Raw genomic sequence first — 13616 nt, forward strand, 5'->3', positions numbered from 1 at the left:
AAGGCTGCCGTTGCGGGAAAGTGGAGATGCCATGAAATCCCAGTGTCCGAGCGAAGCACCCGTCATGGAGGAATCCCTGCCCGCGGTCCTGATGCGCGTCGTCTCCGAGTTGCACGCCGTTGCCGATCTGGTCGAGAGGATTGAGCCGCTGCTTGGCGAGTTGCATCCGGAAGCGGGGCAAGACGGTGTCGCCGAACGCATGGTGGTGCTGCAGGGGATCGATCTGGCCGTGCAGAAGACGCGAGGGCTGGCTGAGTTCATAAGCCACATCACCGCCGACATGCCTGGCGGCTGGGCGGTCGATGTGACGACGGCGCTCAATCTCGTCAAGCTTGCGGACATGCAGAAGGCGCTGAGCAGCGCTGCCAGCCGCCCCGAAGCTGCGCAGCCGCTCGCCAAGGCCTCGGGAGATTTCGAGGCCTTCTGATTCGCCCATCCCGCATCTGGCTTGTGGCACCGCACGTTTGAGCGATCACGTGCGGTGTTTTGCATTTCGGATCGGGCAGAAATAAGTCGTTGATATTAAAGAGTGTTATTGATTTTGCCGGGTGCCCAGATTGCTATCCGGCCCGCGGAAACGGCCCATTTCCGCGAAACGTTCGCGCAAGTTTCACCATCTAGGTTGCGAAGCGGGTCCCTTTGGATCTGCGTAATTCTTGGGGCTGAAGGCGCCGTTGGCTGTGGCGCCATACCGGGGTTGGGCAATTTAACTGAGCAGGTCGCCTTCATGGCCGATGGCTACCTGGCAAAGTTCGTGCGGGAACAGAATGAATCTGTTGGAACAGCTTAAGAGTATTGGCAAGAATCTCGCTTCGCTCGGGCAAACGAAGCTGGCGCTTCTGGCCGGCGCAGGCGTCGTTACCCTAGGGCTGGTGCTTGCAGCCGCATTCTTCGTCAACAAACCCGCCTACGAGACCTTGTATGTCGGGCTGGAAAACTCCGACATCAACCAGATCAGCATCGCGCTGGCGGAAGCCAACATCGACTTCAAGGCCGGCACCGAAGGCGGGAGCCTCCAGGTTCCTGTCGGGCAGACCGGGAAGGCGCGGCTCTATCTCGCCGAGCGCGGCCTGCCGAACAGTTCGAACTCCGGCTACGAACTCTTCGACAATGTCGGCTCGCTGGGCCTGACCTCGTTCATGCAGGAAGTCACCCGCGTTCGTGCGCTTGAAGGTGAAATCGCCCGCACGATCCAGCAGATCAACGGGATCGCCGCCGCCCGCGTTCACATCGTCATGCCGGACCGCGGCAACTTCCGCAGGGCGGAGCAGGCGCCGACGGCCTCGGTCATGATCCGCGCCAGCAGCACCGCCGGCCGCAAGTCCGCCGCGTCCATACGCCATCTCGTCGCCGCGTCCGTTCCAGGGCTGGAAGCCGAGCATGTGACGATTCTCGATTCCGCCGGCCAGCTGCTCGCCTCTGGCGACGATGCGGAGGGCAACACGCTCAACCGTTCGCTCAACATCGTCCAGTCGGTGCAGGAAGACGTCGAGCGCAACATCGAAAAGGCGCTCGCGCCCTTCCTCGGCATGGACAATTTCCGTGCCAGCGTCATGGCGTCGCTCAATACCGATTCGCAGCAGACGCAGGAAACGGTCTACGACCCGGAATCCCGCGTCGAGCGCTCCGTGCGCGTCACGCGTGAAAGCCAGAAGTCCAACCAGAGCCAGCTGCAGAAGCCGGCGACGGTCGAGCAGAACATTCCCCAGGGCGGCCCCGACGAGGGCATTGGCCCGCAGTCGAGCGACCAGGCCGACAAGAAGGAAGAGCAGACCAACTACGAAATCAACAGCAAGACCGTTGCCACCGTTCGCAACAGTTTCCAGATCGAGCGGCTTTCGGTGGCCGTCGTCGTCAACCAGGGGCGCATCGCTGCGCTGGTCGGCGAACCCGCCGACCAGGCGAAGGTGGATGCCTACCTGGCGGAGATGCAGAAGATCGTCTCGTCGGCGGCCGGCCTGGACGCCGATCGCGGCGACGTCGTCACGCTGACCGCCATGACCTTCCTGGACAACCAGTTGCTCGACGAAGCCGTTCCCGGCCCGGGCGTCATGGAAACGCTGGCGCGCAACCTGTCGACGATCATCAACGCACTCGCCTTCGTTGCCGTCGCCTTCCTCGTCGTCTGGTTCGGCTTCCGTCCGGTCGTGCGCTCCGTCACGGGCGGTGCCGGTGCCACGGCGCTGGACGCCGATGCTGCCGGGCTCGAATTGCCCGACTTCTCTCCGGCGGTCGGCGTGGGCGCAGGCAGCGGTGCGCTGATGGACGGCTTCGGTGCGGACTTCGGCTTCGACAGCACCGACGATCTGCTCAGCGCCGGGGACGATGGCGAGGGCGTCTTCAATCGCCGCGTCAAGGAAGGGCCGGAGCGGCGCCTGGCCCGCATGGTCGAGATCAGCGAGGAACGCGCGGCCAAGATCCTGCGCAAATGGGCCGAGAACCAGGCGGCCTGATCGGCCGGACAGACCGACACAACGAAGATCCCGCCGAAAGGCGGGATTTTTGTTTGGGATGATGCAGGGCGCGGCCACCCTTGCCGCTGTTGAAGGTGCTCGGTTGCAACCGCAACGGTGTGATGCGGGCGAGAGGCGGGGGGTGCATGGTGCATTTTTTGCGCCCGGTGTGACTCGAAAGCGACGGTTTTCGTAATGCGGAGCGGCGCCTTCCCTTGCGTCAGTCGCGATCGTTGCACGATCTTCTGGCGTTCAAAAAAATTTGTCCCGCACAGACATGACAAATGTCAGGTCGAAATTGCGCGGTGCGAGGCTTGTCGCAGCGGATGCTAAAATGCGGCGAAGGCCGCTCGCATTGCCAAATTCCAATTGTTAACAAAAGTTTAAATCCGGACGATGGGGCTGCGGCAATATGCTTCGTCCGGCCGAGGCGAATCGAGGCACGACGCGGCGCAAAAGTAAATCCCGATCTGCGGGCTGTGGCTTTTGAACAGCGTCCCTGTACACTTTAGTCACTGATTCGTTTGGTGAATCCCGCCCCATGCGGCTTGATCGGGTCGGCGCCGGGTTTGGCGTCGACACGAGGGGATGGCGGGATGATCCGGCCGAATTCGGCAACGGGGGCTATTATGGAATCGATCAGAGCGGATGTAGCGCTCCGGGAACCCCATGGGTTTTCCGCGATCGCCGGTGAGCGTAAGAGCGCGCGTGAACAGCTGGTTCACCAACTCAGGCGCTGTGCGGATCGCGTCAGCCTCCCGGCGGGACTGCGGGCGCTCACCCAATATGTCAGCGCTTCGCACTACCTGCTCGTCCGCCAGGACCTGTCATTTGATTCGGACACCGACTTCGTCGTCGCGTCGGACTGGCCGTTCGATATGGTACGCGGCCTTGCGGGTTCGATTGCGGCAAACCATGTGCGCATGAGCGAGTTTGATCGCTGTTGCAACCTGATGCAGCCGAGCTTTTCACAGTTTGCCGACGACGTCGCCGTGCCTGCCGGCGTCAGTCGGGAATATTGCGCCATCGTCTTCAACGTCGGGCGGGTGCGGATGGCGTTGCTCCTCCTTTTTCCGGAGCATTTTATCCTCTCGCAAAGCAATCTTCGCGACGTCGGACTTCTGACCGGCTATCTCGCCAGCATCTGCTGCCGGCCTTCGACGCGGCTCGAACGCGAATCCGACCTGACCGATCGCGAAATCGAGTGTCTCTATTGGATTGCCGAGGGCAAGACCAGCGACGAGATTGCGGTGATTCTCGGAATCTCGCGCAACACGATCAACAACTACATCGCCAGCGTGATGCGAAAGACCGCGACCAAAACGCGCTCCGAAGCGATTGCCTGGGCGGTGCGAAACAATCTCGTCTGAGGGAGGCGTGATGGACGTTCAGCTTCCCCCGGTCGCTGCCGAAATCCGGATCGGCAAACTCTCAAGGCCGCAGCGCACCGGCGACACGGTGGCGACCCTTCAGCACATGCAAAAGATGATCGGCGCAAGCAATTTCGCCGTCCTGCGCATCCTCGGCCAGGGATTGCCTTCAACGCGGCGCTTAAGTTGCGCGCTCAGCAACTGGGCCGACCAGGCCGAACACCGGACGCACCTGCTGCTGGAGGCCTATGGCGAAGAGTTGGTAGCCCACCTTGAGGCCTCGACCTTGCCGGTCGTCTGGGAAGGGGAAGAGGCCGGCCGGATCGCGGCAACCGAGCTTCCGCCCTTCGCAGAGTGCTTTTCGCCCAGTCGTCTTGCGGCCTCGGGTATCGCCTTTCCGGTCCGCCTGGGGACGAACGGAAACGGTTTTATCGTCTTCACCGGGACGTCCCTCAACTTCGGCAGCGATGTCGTCCTCGACCTGCACATGCGCGCCCATCAGGTCATGATCGATCTGCTGGGCACGGACGCGAAGCGGTTGCAGCTGGCCGAAAAGCTCAACGAGCGCGAAATTGTGTGCCTGCAGATGGCGGGTGACGGCTGCATCAGCGAGAGCATTGCGGAAAAACTGGGCCTCTCGGTCCACACCGTCAACGCCTACCTCGGTACGGCGACCGCCAAGCTGGACGCGGTCAACCGCATTCAGGCGATCGCAAAGGCGATTCGCTTCGGTTACATCCGATGAGCGAAAGCGGCGGCGTTAGGCCGCCGCACCCAGGCCGAGGGAAGGCGACCCCAGACGCTTGAACTGCGATTCCCTAAGGCTGGCGGCAAGCAAGGCGGTGTTGTCATCGGGATCGGCCATGGGGTCGTCAAAGGCGACGTGCGTGATTTCCAGACCGGCCCGTTCGTTGCCCAGTTGTAGCCGGGCGTAGACGGTCACGCCGCGCGGGCGCAATTCGAGGTCGAGCGTCACCTCGGGCTGGTCGCCCCAGTCGAGCTTGTAGTCGCCTCCGGCGCCAAAGACGACGGTGCCGGGCAGGAAGTACAGTTCAGCAGCCGATGCGACCAGATCGGCCAGGTTTCCGTAGCACTCGAAGCGCAGCAGCGACACGAGATCGGCTGCATCGAGCAGCCGCAGTTCCGAAGCAACCGGGCCGATCGCCTCGGCCACAATCCTCTCGCGCTGGGCAGAATAGGAACATTTTCTCATCGGATCTCGCTTACCGTCTTATTTGGGCGAAGCTTGGTAGACCCGGTGAATCAGCTCCGCCACGGCTTTGTAAAACACCGGCGGAATGACACTATCGACCGAGACTTGCGCAAACATGGAGCGTGCAAGCGGCGGATCCTCAAAAACCGGAATGCCGTTCTGCTCGGCCAGCTCGCGGATCTTGAGGGCGACCAGATCCTGGCCCTTGGCAACCACGATGGGGGCCTCCTGCTCTTCGCGCACATAGCGTAGCGCCACGGCAAAGTGGGTCGGGTTGGCGATGACGAGGGTGGCGCGCGGTACGGCGGCGATCATCCGCTTGCGGGCGCGGTCGCGCTGGATGGAGCGCAGGCGGCTCTTGACGATCGGATCGCCCTGGGCCTGCTTGTGCTCCTCCTTGACCTCCTGCTTGGTCATGCGCAGTTCGGAGTACCAATGGTGGCGCGTCCAGGCGAAGTCGAGCGCGGCGATCGCAGCGGTGGCAAACAGGATGATCACGAGGATCGTGTGGGCTTCCTCCGCCAGGATGGCGAATATTGCCGAAGGGTCGGCAAACATGGCGTTCAGCGCGGCGAAGTAGTCGTCCCAGAGCACGAAGAAGACGACGATCGACACGACCCCGACCTTGATGAAGGATTTGCCGAATTCGACGAGCCCCTGCTTGCCGAACATGCGGCCGAAACCCTTGACCGGCGAGAGCCGCGACAACTGCGGGCGAACGCGCTCCAGCACCGGGCTCGGCAGGTTCTGCAGGATCGAGGCGGCAAGCCCGAATGTCATCATCATGATGAGGGCCGGCATCAGCAGGGCCCCTGCTTCCCAGACAAGGTGACGGAACAGCGCAATGATGTCGCCGCTGGTTTCCAGATCCCAGGCCTCGGGTTGCTCGAAAAGGTCGCGCAGCGTTTCGGCGATTCGCGCTATGCCCCCCGGCAGGAAGAAGACCATAAAGAGATAGATCGCAACCGACGAGGCGAAGACGGGAATTTCCCGTGCAAACGGCGTATTGCCCTTCTCCGCCGCGTCGCGGATTTTCTTCTCGGAAGGGGCCTCTGTTTTGCTATCCTTGTCCTCGCCGTCGGCCATGGACAACACTCCCGCAGCTCGCCTGGCCGTTCAACTGTGTTCCGGCCACGCTGCGCCGGCGCCGGCGCACAAAAAGGACCCGATTCTCGGCGAGAATCGGGTCCGGGAAACGGTCGAGCCTGGAGCAGGGAGAGTCAAGCCGGATCAGGCCGCGGCCTGGGTCTCGTCCTTCTCTTTCAACTGAATCTGGCCCGCTGCGGCCAGTCGGATTGCTTCCTGGGTGATCGAGCGGCGGGCGATCGCCACGTCGCGGGGGCGAACGCCCTGGTCGCCGGCGGCGAGGTCGGACTCGATCATGCGGCGCTGGCGCGCGCCGATTGCGGACAGGACGGCCTCGCGCAGTTCCATCGACGTCCCGCGAAGGGCCGCCGTGATGATGTCGCCGGCAACGTCGTTGAAGAGCGCCACCCGGCTCGCCTGCGGCATCGAGAGCAGATCCTCGAACAAAAAGATCTTCGGCCGAACCTTCTTGACGGAAGCGGTGCTGATCGTTCCCAGCGAGGCGAGCAGTTCGTCGACCTGGTTCTTTTCCAGTTCGTTCATCATCTCGGCGACCTTGTTCGAGCCGGGCGAGTTGCGCTCGGCCTCGAAGGCATCCATCATTTCGAGGACGCGGTTCTCGATGATGGCGGCTGCCTTGGGGCTGGCCTCCTTGAGGTTGACGGCGCGATTGATGATGTCGGCGCGGCTTTCCTCCGGCACTTCGAGAAGGATCTTGGCGCCGAAGGCGGACGGCATCATCGAGAGGATGTAGGCGATGGTTTGCGGATGCTCTTTCAGCAGGTAACGGCTGATGAAGGCGGCGTCCGCATCCTGCAGGCGGTCCCAGATGGTCGTCTCGTAGGCCTGGAAGGCCGTGCGGCGACCGAGCAGGCCGTCGACCTCATCAGGCGTCAGCCCTTCCTCAAGGATGCTCTCCATCATCTTGGCGTTGTCCATCAGACCCGCGCCTTCGGTGAAGAGGTCCTCGAATTCGTTGACCAGTTCGAGCAATTCATGCGGCGGGATCGGGCGCAGGTTCTGCGCCGCGGCGATGATGCCCTGCAGTTCGCCTTGGGTGAAGAACTTCAAGAGCTTTCCGGCGACCGGCTTGCCCATCGCCAGAAGTACCGCCGCCGCCTTGTCCACCGGCGTCAGCGGTGCGCCGACCGCCGTGCTGCCGAAATTGTCGAAATCCATCATGGATGCCTCCTGAAACCTTGACCGGTATCAGATCTTGGAAGTGCTCTTGACCTCGATGAGCTTCACCCCGAAGCGGGTGTCGTCATTCTCGAGGACGGTGATTTCGCCGCGGCCGATGGTCCGGCCGTTGACCATGATCTCGACCGGCTCGCCGATCCGGCGGTCCAGTGCGATCGTGGCACCTTCGGTAAGGTTCATGAGGCCCGAGACCGGCATCTGCGACGATCCGAGGACGATCTGCAGGTCGATCGGAATGTCCATGATGAGGTTAAGGTTCGCCTCCAAGGCGCTTCCCGGCCGCGGCGCTGCGGTGGCGTCTGCGAGCTCCGGAACGCCGAACTCGCCACCGGCAAACCCGCCATCCTGGAAGGGCGCCTCTTCCGTGGTGCCGAAGTCGCCGCCGAAGCCGGTGTCTGTGCCGGAGCCGAAATCGCCACCAAAGGCGGCCAGGGGATCGCTTTCCCCGGTTTGCGCGAAGTCCATGCCGAAGTCGGTGGTGGATGGACCGGTTGCATCCTGTTTCAGAACGCCGCGCAGATCATCGATCGCCTGTTCGAGTTCGGCGTCGTTGGCGTTGATGGTTGATGCAAGGTCGTCTGCGAGAGGTGCTTTTTTGGGTGCCATGTGATCACTATTCCATCTTGAGCTTGCCCGAAGCGTGCTGCCTGGACTGGTGCTATCCCACAATGTGTTGCAGCAGCTCGTCCTCCGAGCCGTAGGTATCCTTTACGCGAACCGTGTAGCGCGCACCCGAACGGCCAAACTCGCAAACATAGAGCTTGTTGCCGTTGGCGCTGACGTCGACGCGCACGTCGCCGGTGTCGTGGAATGGGATGATGTCGCCGGCCTGCAGTCGGCTGATCGTGTCCAGGGTCTGGCTCTCCAGCCGGATGTGGGCCTGCAGCGTTACCTTCGAGCGGCGCACCTGCTCGCTTAGGTGCTCGCTCCACTCCCTGGGCGTCTTGATTTCATTGGCCGGCTTGGGCGCGGCGATCGTCGATTTCAGCAGCGCGCTTTGCGGAACGACCAGGTAGAAGTTCGACAGCACAGGACCGATGCCGACGGACATCTGCACCATCGCGGCGAACGTTTCCTCCGTACCGTTCTCCGGCGTCCTGCGGCCCTCGACGTTATAGGCGGGGCCTGCGAGCGGTTCGTAGCCGGCGCCGCCGCCGACGGCGGTTTTGAGCACACCCGAGATCCGGCTGACGACCATCGCGGCGACATCGAGTTCGATGCGCGACAGCGGCCTGGGTTCCGGCTCCTCGATCGAGTCGCTGACGGCACCGAGCATATTCTCCACCAGGGTGACGATGAAGGGGCTGTCGCAAACGATGGCGTACTGGTTGCTCCAGCTGCGCAGTTCGCAATCGGCAATCGCCATGGCGCCGCCGAGTCCGGAGATCAGTTGGCCGTAGCGGCCGACTTCGTAGCCGGCGTAGGAAACGGCGATCTCGAACCCGAACTCGCCCGCAAAAACATCCGGCAGGAATTCCGCGAACACCTCGCCGAGGGCCGCGCAGCGCTTGGAGATCGTTTCCCGGTCGCCGAGCTGACCGACAAGTCGGGCGAGCACGATCGGATCATGTCTGGGTTTGGGAGACGCTGTCATGTCGTTCCTGCTCATTTAGGCCGCCTTCGAGTCGCCGCCCGGGTTCATCATTTCCTGCTCGACGGCATCGATCGACGGCCGCTCATACGAGGAGATGGTCTTGCGGCCGTACTCGAGCGCGACCTGCGGAACCGACCCGTTCATGTAGGCAAGCAGCGTCTGCTTGACGATGATATAGAGCCGGTTCTGTTTGGCGCGGACGGATTTGATATTGGTCGCGATCGGCGACACCACCGAGTAGGAGAGGAACACGCCCAGCAGCGTCCCGACCAGCGCGGCTGCGATCTTGCCGCCCAGGATCTCCGGCGACTCGTTAATCGCGCCCATGGCCTTGACCACGCCCAGAACGGCCGCGACGATGCCGATTGCCGGCAACGCATCGGCGACGGTGCTCATGGCCGCGTATGGCTTCATCTTGTCGTTGGTGATGGTCTGGATTTCCTCGTCCATCAGCGCCTCAATCTCATGCGAGCGGGCATTGCCGATGATGATCAGCCGGACGTAGTCGCAGATGAAGGTCGTCAGTTCCTTGTTCTGCAGGACGGTGGGGGCCGATTGGAAGATCGATGATTCTTCCGGATTGTCGATGTGGCTTTCGATCTCGTTGCGCGACTTCGTGCGCAGATCGCGCATCAGGCTGTAGAGCACGCCGAGCGTGTCGAGGTAGTGCCGTTCCTTCGGCACCGTGTGCTTGAACGCTTCCAGGAGCGCCTTGCCGGTGTCCTTCACGACTTTCATGGTGTTGGCGATGATGAAACCGCCGAGACCTGCGCCGCCGATGATCAGGAGTTCGAACGGCTGGTTGAGCACCTCGAGATGTCCGCCCATGGCCATGTAGCCGCCAATGACGCAACCGAAGGTGACGATCAGACCGATGATGATGTTCATTGTAAGCCCACAAGCCCCGACATAATTCCGACCGCACCTGAATAGGATTCCAGCCTTGTGTGAGGCTGTACCTTCGTACCCTTTCGAGAAAGCTTCCGGCTTACAGGTTCGCGCAAGCAAGGAAGGTCAGGTTTGGCGCCGGACGGGCGGCACTGGTGCCCTGATGAACCAAAAAGGGCGTATCCATCGTGACGACCACCTACACGAGCTACAAACTGATCAGCGCCGATCTTGCGACCTCGCTCAAGCGGGTCGCCGAGCAGCCGGACGTGAAACGCGAAAGCGAATACTACCTGGCCAAGATCGGCTCGATCAAATCCATTGACGCGTTCTTCGCCGACAGCCGCCTCTATAATTATGCGATGAAGGCGCACGGCTTGGAAGACATGGCCTATGCCAAGGCCTTCATGCGCAAGGTCCTGACGGAGGGTGTCGACGCCGATGACGCGTTCGCCAACAAGCTCTCCGACAGCCGCTACAAGGAACTGGCGGAGTCGCTGAATTTCGCCCGGCACGGCGAGGCGGCCACCAGTTTCGAGCGTGCCCAGAAGGGCGTCGTCGACAAGTACAGGCGCCAGACCCTGGAGGTGAACGCCGGCAACGAGAACACCGGGGTACGGCTCGCGCTGTATTTCGAGCGGATGGCTTCGTCGATTACCAGCGGTTATTCGATCATCGCCGACGACGCGATCTCGCAGGTCGTGCGGACCGCGCTTCAGCTTCCCATGGAGTTCGTCGGTACCGACGTCGACCGCCAGGCGGCCTACTACGAAGACGTCCTCGATCTTGCCGACTTCCAGGATCCGGTCAAGGTCGGCACGTTTCTGGAGCGCTTCACGGCGATGTGGGAGCTCGACAATCCGTCGGGTTCCTACGACCCGCTGACGGTGTTCCAGCCGACCAGCCTGACCGGGATCTCCACCGATCTTCTCATTTCCATCAATAACCTGAAACTCGGAGGCCGCTAGAATGGAAACCGGGCTTTATGTCTCGCTTTCGTCCCAGATCGCGCTCGATCGTCGCCTGACGACGCTTGCCGATAACGTTGCCAATGCCAACACGGTCGGCTTCCGGGCAACGGAGATCAAGTTTAACGACGTCGTCGCCGACAACGGCAAGGCCAAGATTGCTTTCGTGGACCAAGGCAATGAGTACCTGTCGACGCGCAACGGCGGGATGACCGAGACCAAGGGCGCGCTGGACTTTGCGATCAAGGGCGATGCCTGGTTTGCCGTCCAGACGCCGCTTGGCCAGACACTGACGCGCGACGGTCGCTTCACGCTGACCGAAAACGGCGACCTGGTAACCCTCAACGGCTACCCGGTGCTCGATGCCGGCGGCGCGCCGATCCAGATCGACGGCAATGCCGGCCCGATCAAATTGAGTGCCGATGGTCAGCTCAATCAGAACGGGCAGCCGGTCGCCGCGCTTGGCCTGTTCGAGGCGGATCTCTCGGCCGGCTTCGTGCGCGCCGGCAACAGCGGGATCATTCCGACGCTCGCGCCCGAGCCGGTTGTCGACCGCATCGACGTCGGTGTGGCGCAGGGCTTCATCGAAGAATCCAACGTCAATCCGATCTCCGAGATGACCCAGCTCATCACCGTGACGCGTGCGTTCGAGAGCATCAACTCGCTGCTGCAGCAGAGCGAGTCCTCCATCGACAACGCGATCAAGACGCTCGGCGGCAGCCGGTAACGGATGACCATGACGCAGACGCAGCCAGGCAACCCGGCGACCGGCGATGGCGCCCGCAAGCTCAGTGCGCTTGCTGGGCTCGTGCGGCGCTATTCCAATCCGGAGTTCTCCGTCGCGCATGGCGGTCACGTGCAGACCATCGCGGCCGGAAACTACACCGTCAGCGGCTTGTCGCGGCATGTGCGGCTCGGGGAATTCGTCGCTCATCGCAGCCCCACGGGCATCCATCTCGGCGAGGTGGTGCGGGTCGAGCAGGAAACCGTGGTCGTCTGCCCGATCGAACCGGGCGAACCGATCGGCATCCACGACACGGTCATCCGCAAGGGCGCCTTTCGCATCGCGCCGACGGGCGCCTGGTGCGGGCGCACCATCAATGCGCTCGGAGAACCGATCGATGGCCACGGACCGATGACGCAGGGCGATGTGCGCCGATCGATTGCCAACACGGCGCCGCCTTCGATGACGCGTCGCCGCGTCGAGCAGGGTTTCTCCACCGGCGTTCGTGCCATCGACATCTTCGCACCGCTCTGCCTCGGCCAGCGGCTGGGGATTTTCGCCGGATCGGGGGTCGGCAAGTCGACGCTGCTTTCGATGCTGGCCCGCGCCGATGCCTTCGACAAGGTCGTCATCGCGCTTGTGGGCGAGCGTGGCCGCGAGGTGCGCGAGTTCATCGAGGACACGCTTGGAGACAATCTGTCGAAGTCGGTCGCGGTGGTCGCGACCAGCGACGAGAGCCCGATGCTGCGCAAGATGGCGCCGCTGACCGCGGTCACCATCGCCGAGCACTTTCGCGACCAGGGCGACAACGTGCTGCTGATCGTCGACAGCGTCACGCGTTTCGCACATGCGATCCGCGAAGTGGCGACCGCGTCCGGCGAGCCGCCAATCGCGCGCGGCTATCCGGCGTCGGTGTTCACCGAACTGCCGCGGCTGCTGGAAAGGGCCGGTCCGGGCGCGGAGGGAACGGGGACGATCACCGCGATCATCTCGATCCTGGTGGATGGCGACAATCACAACGACCCCATCGCCGATTCGACGCGCGGCATTCTCGATGGTCATATCGTGCTGGAACGCAGCCTGGCCGATGAGGGTCGTTACCCGCCGATCAATCCGCTCTCCTCGATCTCGCGTCTTGCCCGCAAGGTCTGGACCGCGGACCAGGAAAAGCTGGTGGCGCGCCTGAAAGCGTTGATCCATCGCTACGAGGAAACGCGCGACCTTCGCCTGATCGGCGGCTACCGCCCCGGCAGCGACGCCGACCTCGACATGGCGATAAAACAGGTTCCGATCATTTACGACGTGCTGCGCCAGTCGCCGGGCGAGAAGCCGGCCGCCGATTCCTTCGCCGACCTGGCGGTGGCGTTGCGCACCGCGGCGGCCAATCAGCCGAATGGTGCCGGTAATGCGAGGCCAAGGGGATGAACATGACAGACCATGATGCGGACAAGGTTGTCCGGCCGTTGAAACGGCCGGAGGCGAAGACCAGCAGCCTCAGCGATCGGCTGCTCGTCACCACGGGCGTGGCGCTGGCCGCCTCGGCGGCCTTCTTCCCCTGGTATGTCTTCCTCAACCCGCAGGATTTTTCCGTTCCGCCGCTGTGGCAGGGCGACAGGCGCGATTTGCCTGAAACGCCGGCGCGGGAGGTGATGAGCGTCTCGCCCGCTGCGATGGTCGACGAAGACGATGCGGATGCGGCGAGCGACGTCGACCCGGTCAAAACCGCCACCGTTCCAAATCTCGGCCGCGAGAAGAAGACGGGCGCCACCCCGGAGAAGCCGCTGGATCAGCCACTTCCCGCACCGACCGGCTTCCGGCTGATGCATGTTGCCAATGGCCGGGCCCTCATCGAGGACGCTTCGGGACTGTATATCGTGCGCGTCGGATCGATCCTGCCCGACAGCAGCCGGCTCGCGACGCTGGAACAGCGTGACGGCGAGTGGGTGATCGTCACCTCGAACGGGGATGTCTACAAGCGCAACTAATTCGCCTGATCCGCAGGTCATCGCAAGAACCGCCGGCCGCCTCGCCGGCGGTTTTTTCGTTTTTCAGGCGCGAACCGAAGCAGGATCTCCCGGCAAGTCCCACGCAAGTTTAACCCCCTAGGTTCCGTGGCACCA

At 62.8% G+C, this 13616-nt stretch carries 14 protein-coding genes; 8 read left to right on the forward strand and 6 right to left on the reverse strand.

The genetic code is table 11. The features are described from left to right. The first annotated feature begins 31 nt into the window (after positions 1-31). The 4 genes from JNC62_RS11010 (at position 32) to visR (ending at position 4568) form a co-directional block, all read left to right on the forward strand. Positions 32-427, forward strand: coding sequence for a DUF8776 family protein (locus tag JNC62_RS11010; protein ID WP_374838676.1), 396 nt, complete (start codon positions 32-34; stop codon positions 425-427). Positions 428-767: 340 nt separating this feature from the next. Beyond that, positions 768-2453, forward strand: coding sequence for a flagellar basal-body MS-ring/collar protein FliF (fliF, locus tag JNC62_RS11015; RefSeq protein WP_374838677.1), 1686 nt, complete (start codon positions 768-770; stop codon positions 2451-2453). Positions 2454-3082: 629 nt separating this feature from the next. Next, positions 3083-3823 (forward strand): transcriptional regulator VisN, encoded by a 741-nt coding sequence (gene visN / locus JNC62_RS11020; protein ID WP_374838679.1) that lies wholly within the window; start codon positions 3083-3085, stop codon positions 3821-3823. Positions 3824-3833: 10 nt separating this feature from the next. Then, positions 3834-4568, forward strand: a complete 735-nt coding sequence (gene visR, locus JNC62_RS11025) for a transcriptional regulator VisR (protein ID WP_374838681.1) — start codon at positions 3834-3836, stop codon at positions 4566-4568. Positions 4569-4583: 15 nt separating this feature from the next. On the opposite strand, the gene JNC62_RS11030 is transcribed toward visR, so the two are convergent. The 6 genes from JNC62_RS11030 to motA all read right to left on the reverse strand — a co-directional run bounded on the left by JNC62_RS11030 (position 4584) and on the right by motA (position 9804). Then, positions 4584-5036, reverse strand: coding sequence for a BspJ family T4SS effector nucleomodulin (locus JNC62_RS11030; protein ID WP_374838683.1), 453 nt, complete (start codon positions 5034-5036; stop codon positions 4584-4586). A gap of 18 nt (positions 5037-5054) precedes the next feature. Further along, complete coding sequence (flhB, locus tag JNC62_RS11035) at positions 5055-6122, reverse strand: flagellar biosynthesis protein FlhB (RefSeq protein WP_374838685.1); 1068 nt, start codon at positions 6120-6122, stop codon at positions 5055-5057. 144 nt (positions 6123-6266) lie between these two features. After that, positions 6267-7304, reverse strand: coding sequence for a flagellar motor switch protein FliG (gene fliG / locus JNC62_RS11040; RefSeq protein WP_374838687.1), 1038 nt, complete (start codon positions 7302-7304; stop codon positions 6267-6269). Positions 7305-7331: 27 nt separating this feature from the next. Next, positions 7332-7928, reverse strand: a complete 597-nt coding sequence (gene fliN, locus JNC62_RS11045; RefSeq protein WP_374838689.1) for a flagellar motor switch protein FliN — start codon at positions 7926-7928, stop codon at positions 7332-7334. Between the two features lie 52 nt (positions 7929-7980). After that, positions 7981-8931 carry a FliM/FliN family flagellar motor switch protein gene (locus tag JNC62_RS11050; RefSeq protein WP_374838691.1) on the reverse strand — a complete coding sequence of 317 codons (951 nt, stop codon included), beginning with the start codon at positions 8929-8931 and terminating at the stop codon, positions 7981-7983. Next, a complete protein-coding gene (motA, locus tag JNC62_RS11055) occupies positions 8932-9804 on the reverse strand; it encodes a flagellar motor stator protein MotA (protein ID WP_374838693.1) in 873 nt (290 codons plus the stop codon). It lies immediately after the preceding gene. Between the two features lie 188 nt (positions 9805-9992). Between motA and JNC62_RS11060 the strand changes: the two genes are divergently transcribed. From JNC62_RS11060 to JNC62_RS11075, 4 genes are read left to right on the forward strand one after another with little or no spacing between them, the layout of a single operon-like run. Then, positions 9993-10772, forward strand: coding sequence for a DUF1217 domain-containing protein (locus JNC62_RS11060; protein ID WP_374838695.1), 780 nt, complete (start codon positions 9993-9995; stop codon positions 10770-10772). A gap of 1 nt (position 10773) precedes the next feature. After that, complete coding sequence (gene flgF / locus JNC62_RS11065) at positions 10774-11499, forward strand: flagellar basal-body rod protein FlgF (RefSeq protein WP_374838697.1); 726 nt, start codon at positions 10774-10776, stop codon at positions 11497-11499. A gap of 9 nt (positions 11500-11508) precedes the next feature. After that, positions 11509-12921, forward strand: coding sequence for a flagellar protein export ATPase FliI (gene fliI, locus JNC62_RS11070; RefSeq protein ID WP_374838699.1), 1413 nt, complete (start codon positions 11509-11511; stop codon positions 12919-12921). Then, positions 12918-13481, forward strand: coding sequence for a flagellar protein (locus JNC62_RS11075; RefSeq protein WP_374838700.1), 564 nt, complete (start codon positions 12918-12920; stop codon positions 13479-13481). Before fliI ends, JNC62_RS11075 begins: the two co-directional genes overlap by 4 nt. Positions 13482-13616 lie beyond the last annotated feature (135 nt).

The sequence above is a fragment of the Mycoplana ramosa genome (genome assembly GCF_041930185.1).
Lineage (GTDB): Bacteria > Pseudomonadota > Alphaproteobacteria > Rhizobiales > Rhizobiaceae > Mycoplana > Mycoplana ramosa.

Bases quoted from the DNA above. Each gene is read 5' to 3' on its own strand.
- JNC62_RS11010 (WP_374838676.1), top strand. From the start codon at position 32: ATGAAATCCCAGTGTCCGAGCGAAGCACCCGTCATGGAGGAATCCCTG.
- fliF (WP_374838677.1), top strand. From the start codon at position 768: ATGAATCTGTTGGAACAGCTTAAGAGTATTGGCAAGAATCTCGCTTCG.
- visN (WP_374838679.1), top strand. From the start codon at position 3,083: ATGGAATCGATCAGAGCGGATGTAGCGCTCCGGGAACCCCATGGGTTT.
- visR (WP_374838681.1), top strand. From the start codon at position 3,834: ATGGACGTTCAGCTTCCCCCGGTCGCTGCCGAAATCCGGATCGGCAAA.
- JNC62_RS11030 (WP_374838683.1), bottom strand. From the start codon at position 5,036: ATGAGAAAATGTTCCTATTCTGCCCAGCGCGAGAGGATTGTGGCCGAG.
- flhB (WP_374838685.1), bottom strand. From the start codon at position 6,122: ATGGCCGACGGCGAGGACAAGGATAGCAAAACAGAGGCCCCTTCCGAG.
- fliG (WP_374838687.1), bottom strand. From the start codon at position 7,304: ATGATGGATTTCGACAATTTCGGCAGCACGGCGGTCGGCGCACCGCTG.
- fliN (WP_374838689.1), bottom strand. From the start codon at position 7,928: ATGGCACCCAAAAAAGCACCTCTCGCAGACGACCTTGCATCAACCATC.
- JNC62_RS11050 (WP_374838691.1), bottom strand. From the start codon at position 8,931: ATGAGCAGGAACGACATGACAGCGTCTCCCAAACCCAGACATGATCCG.
- motA (WP_374838693.1), bottom strand. From the start codon at position 9,804: ATGAACATCATCATCGGTCTGATCGTCACCTTCGGTTGCGTCATTGGC.
- flgF (WP_374838697.1), top strand. From the start codon at position 10,774: ATGGAAACCGGGCTTTATGTCTCGCTTTCGTCCCAGATCGCGCTCGAT.
- fliI (WP_374838699.1), top strand. From the start codon at position 11,509: ATGACGCAGACGCAGCCAGGCAACCCGGCGACCGGCGATGGCGCCCGC.
- JNC62_RS11075 (WP_374838700.1), top strand. From the start codon at position 12,918: ATGAACATGACAGACCATGATGCGGACAAGGTTGTCCGGCCGTTGAAA.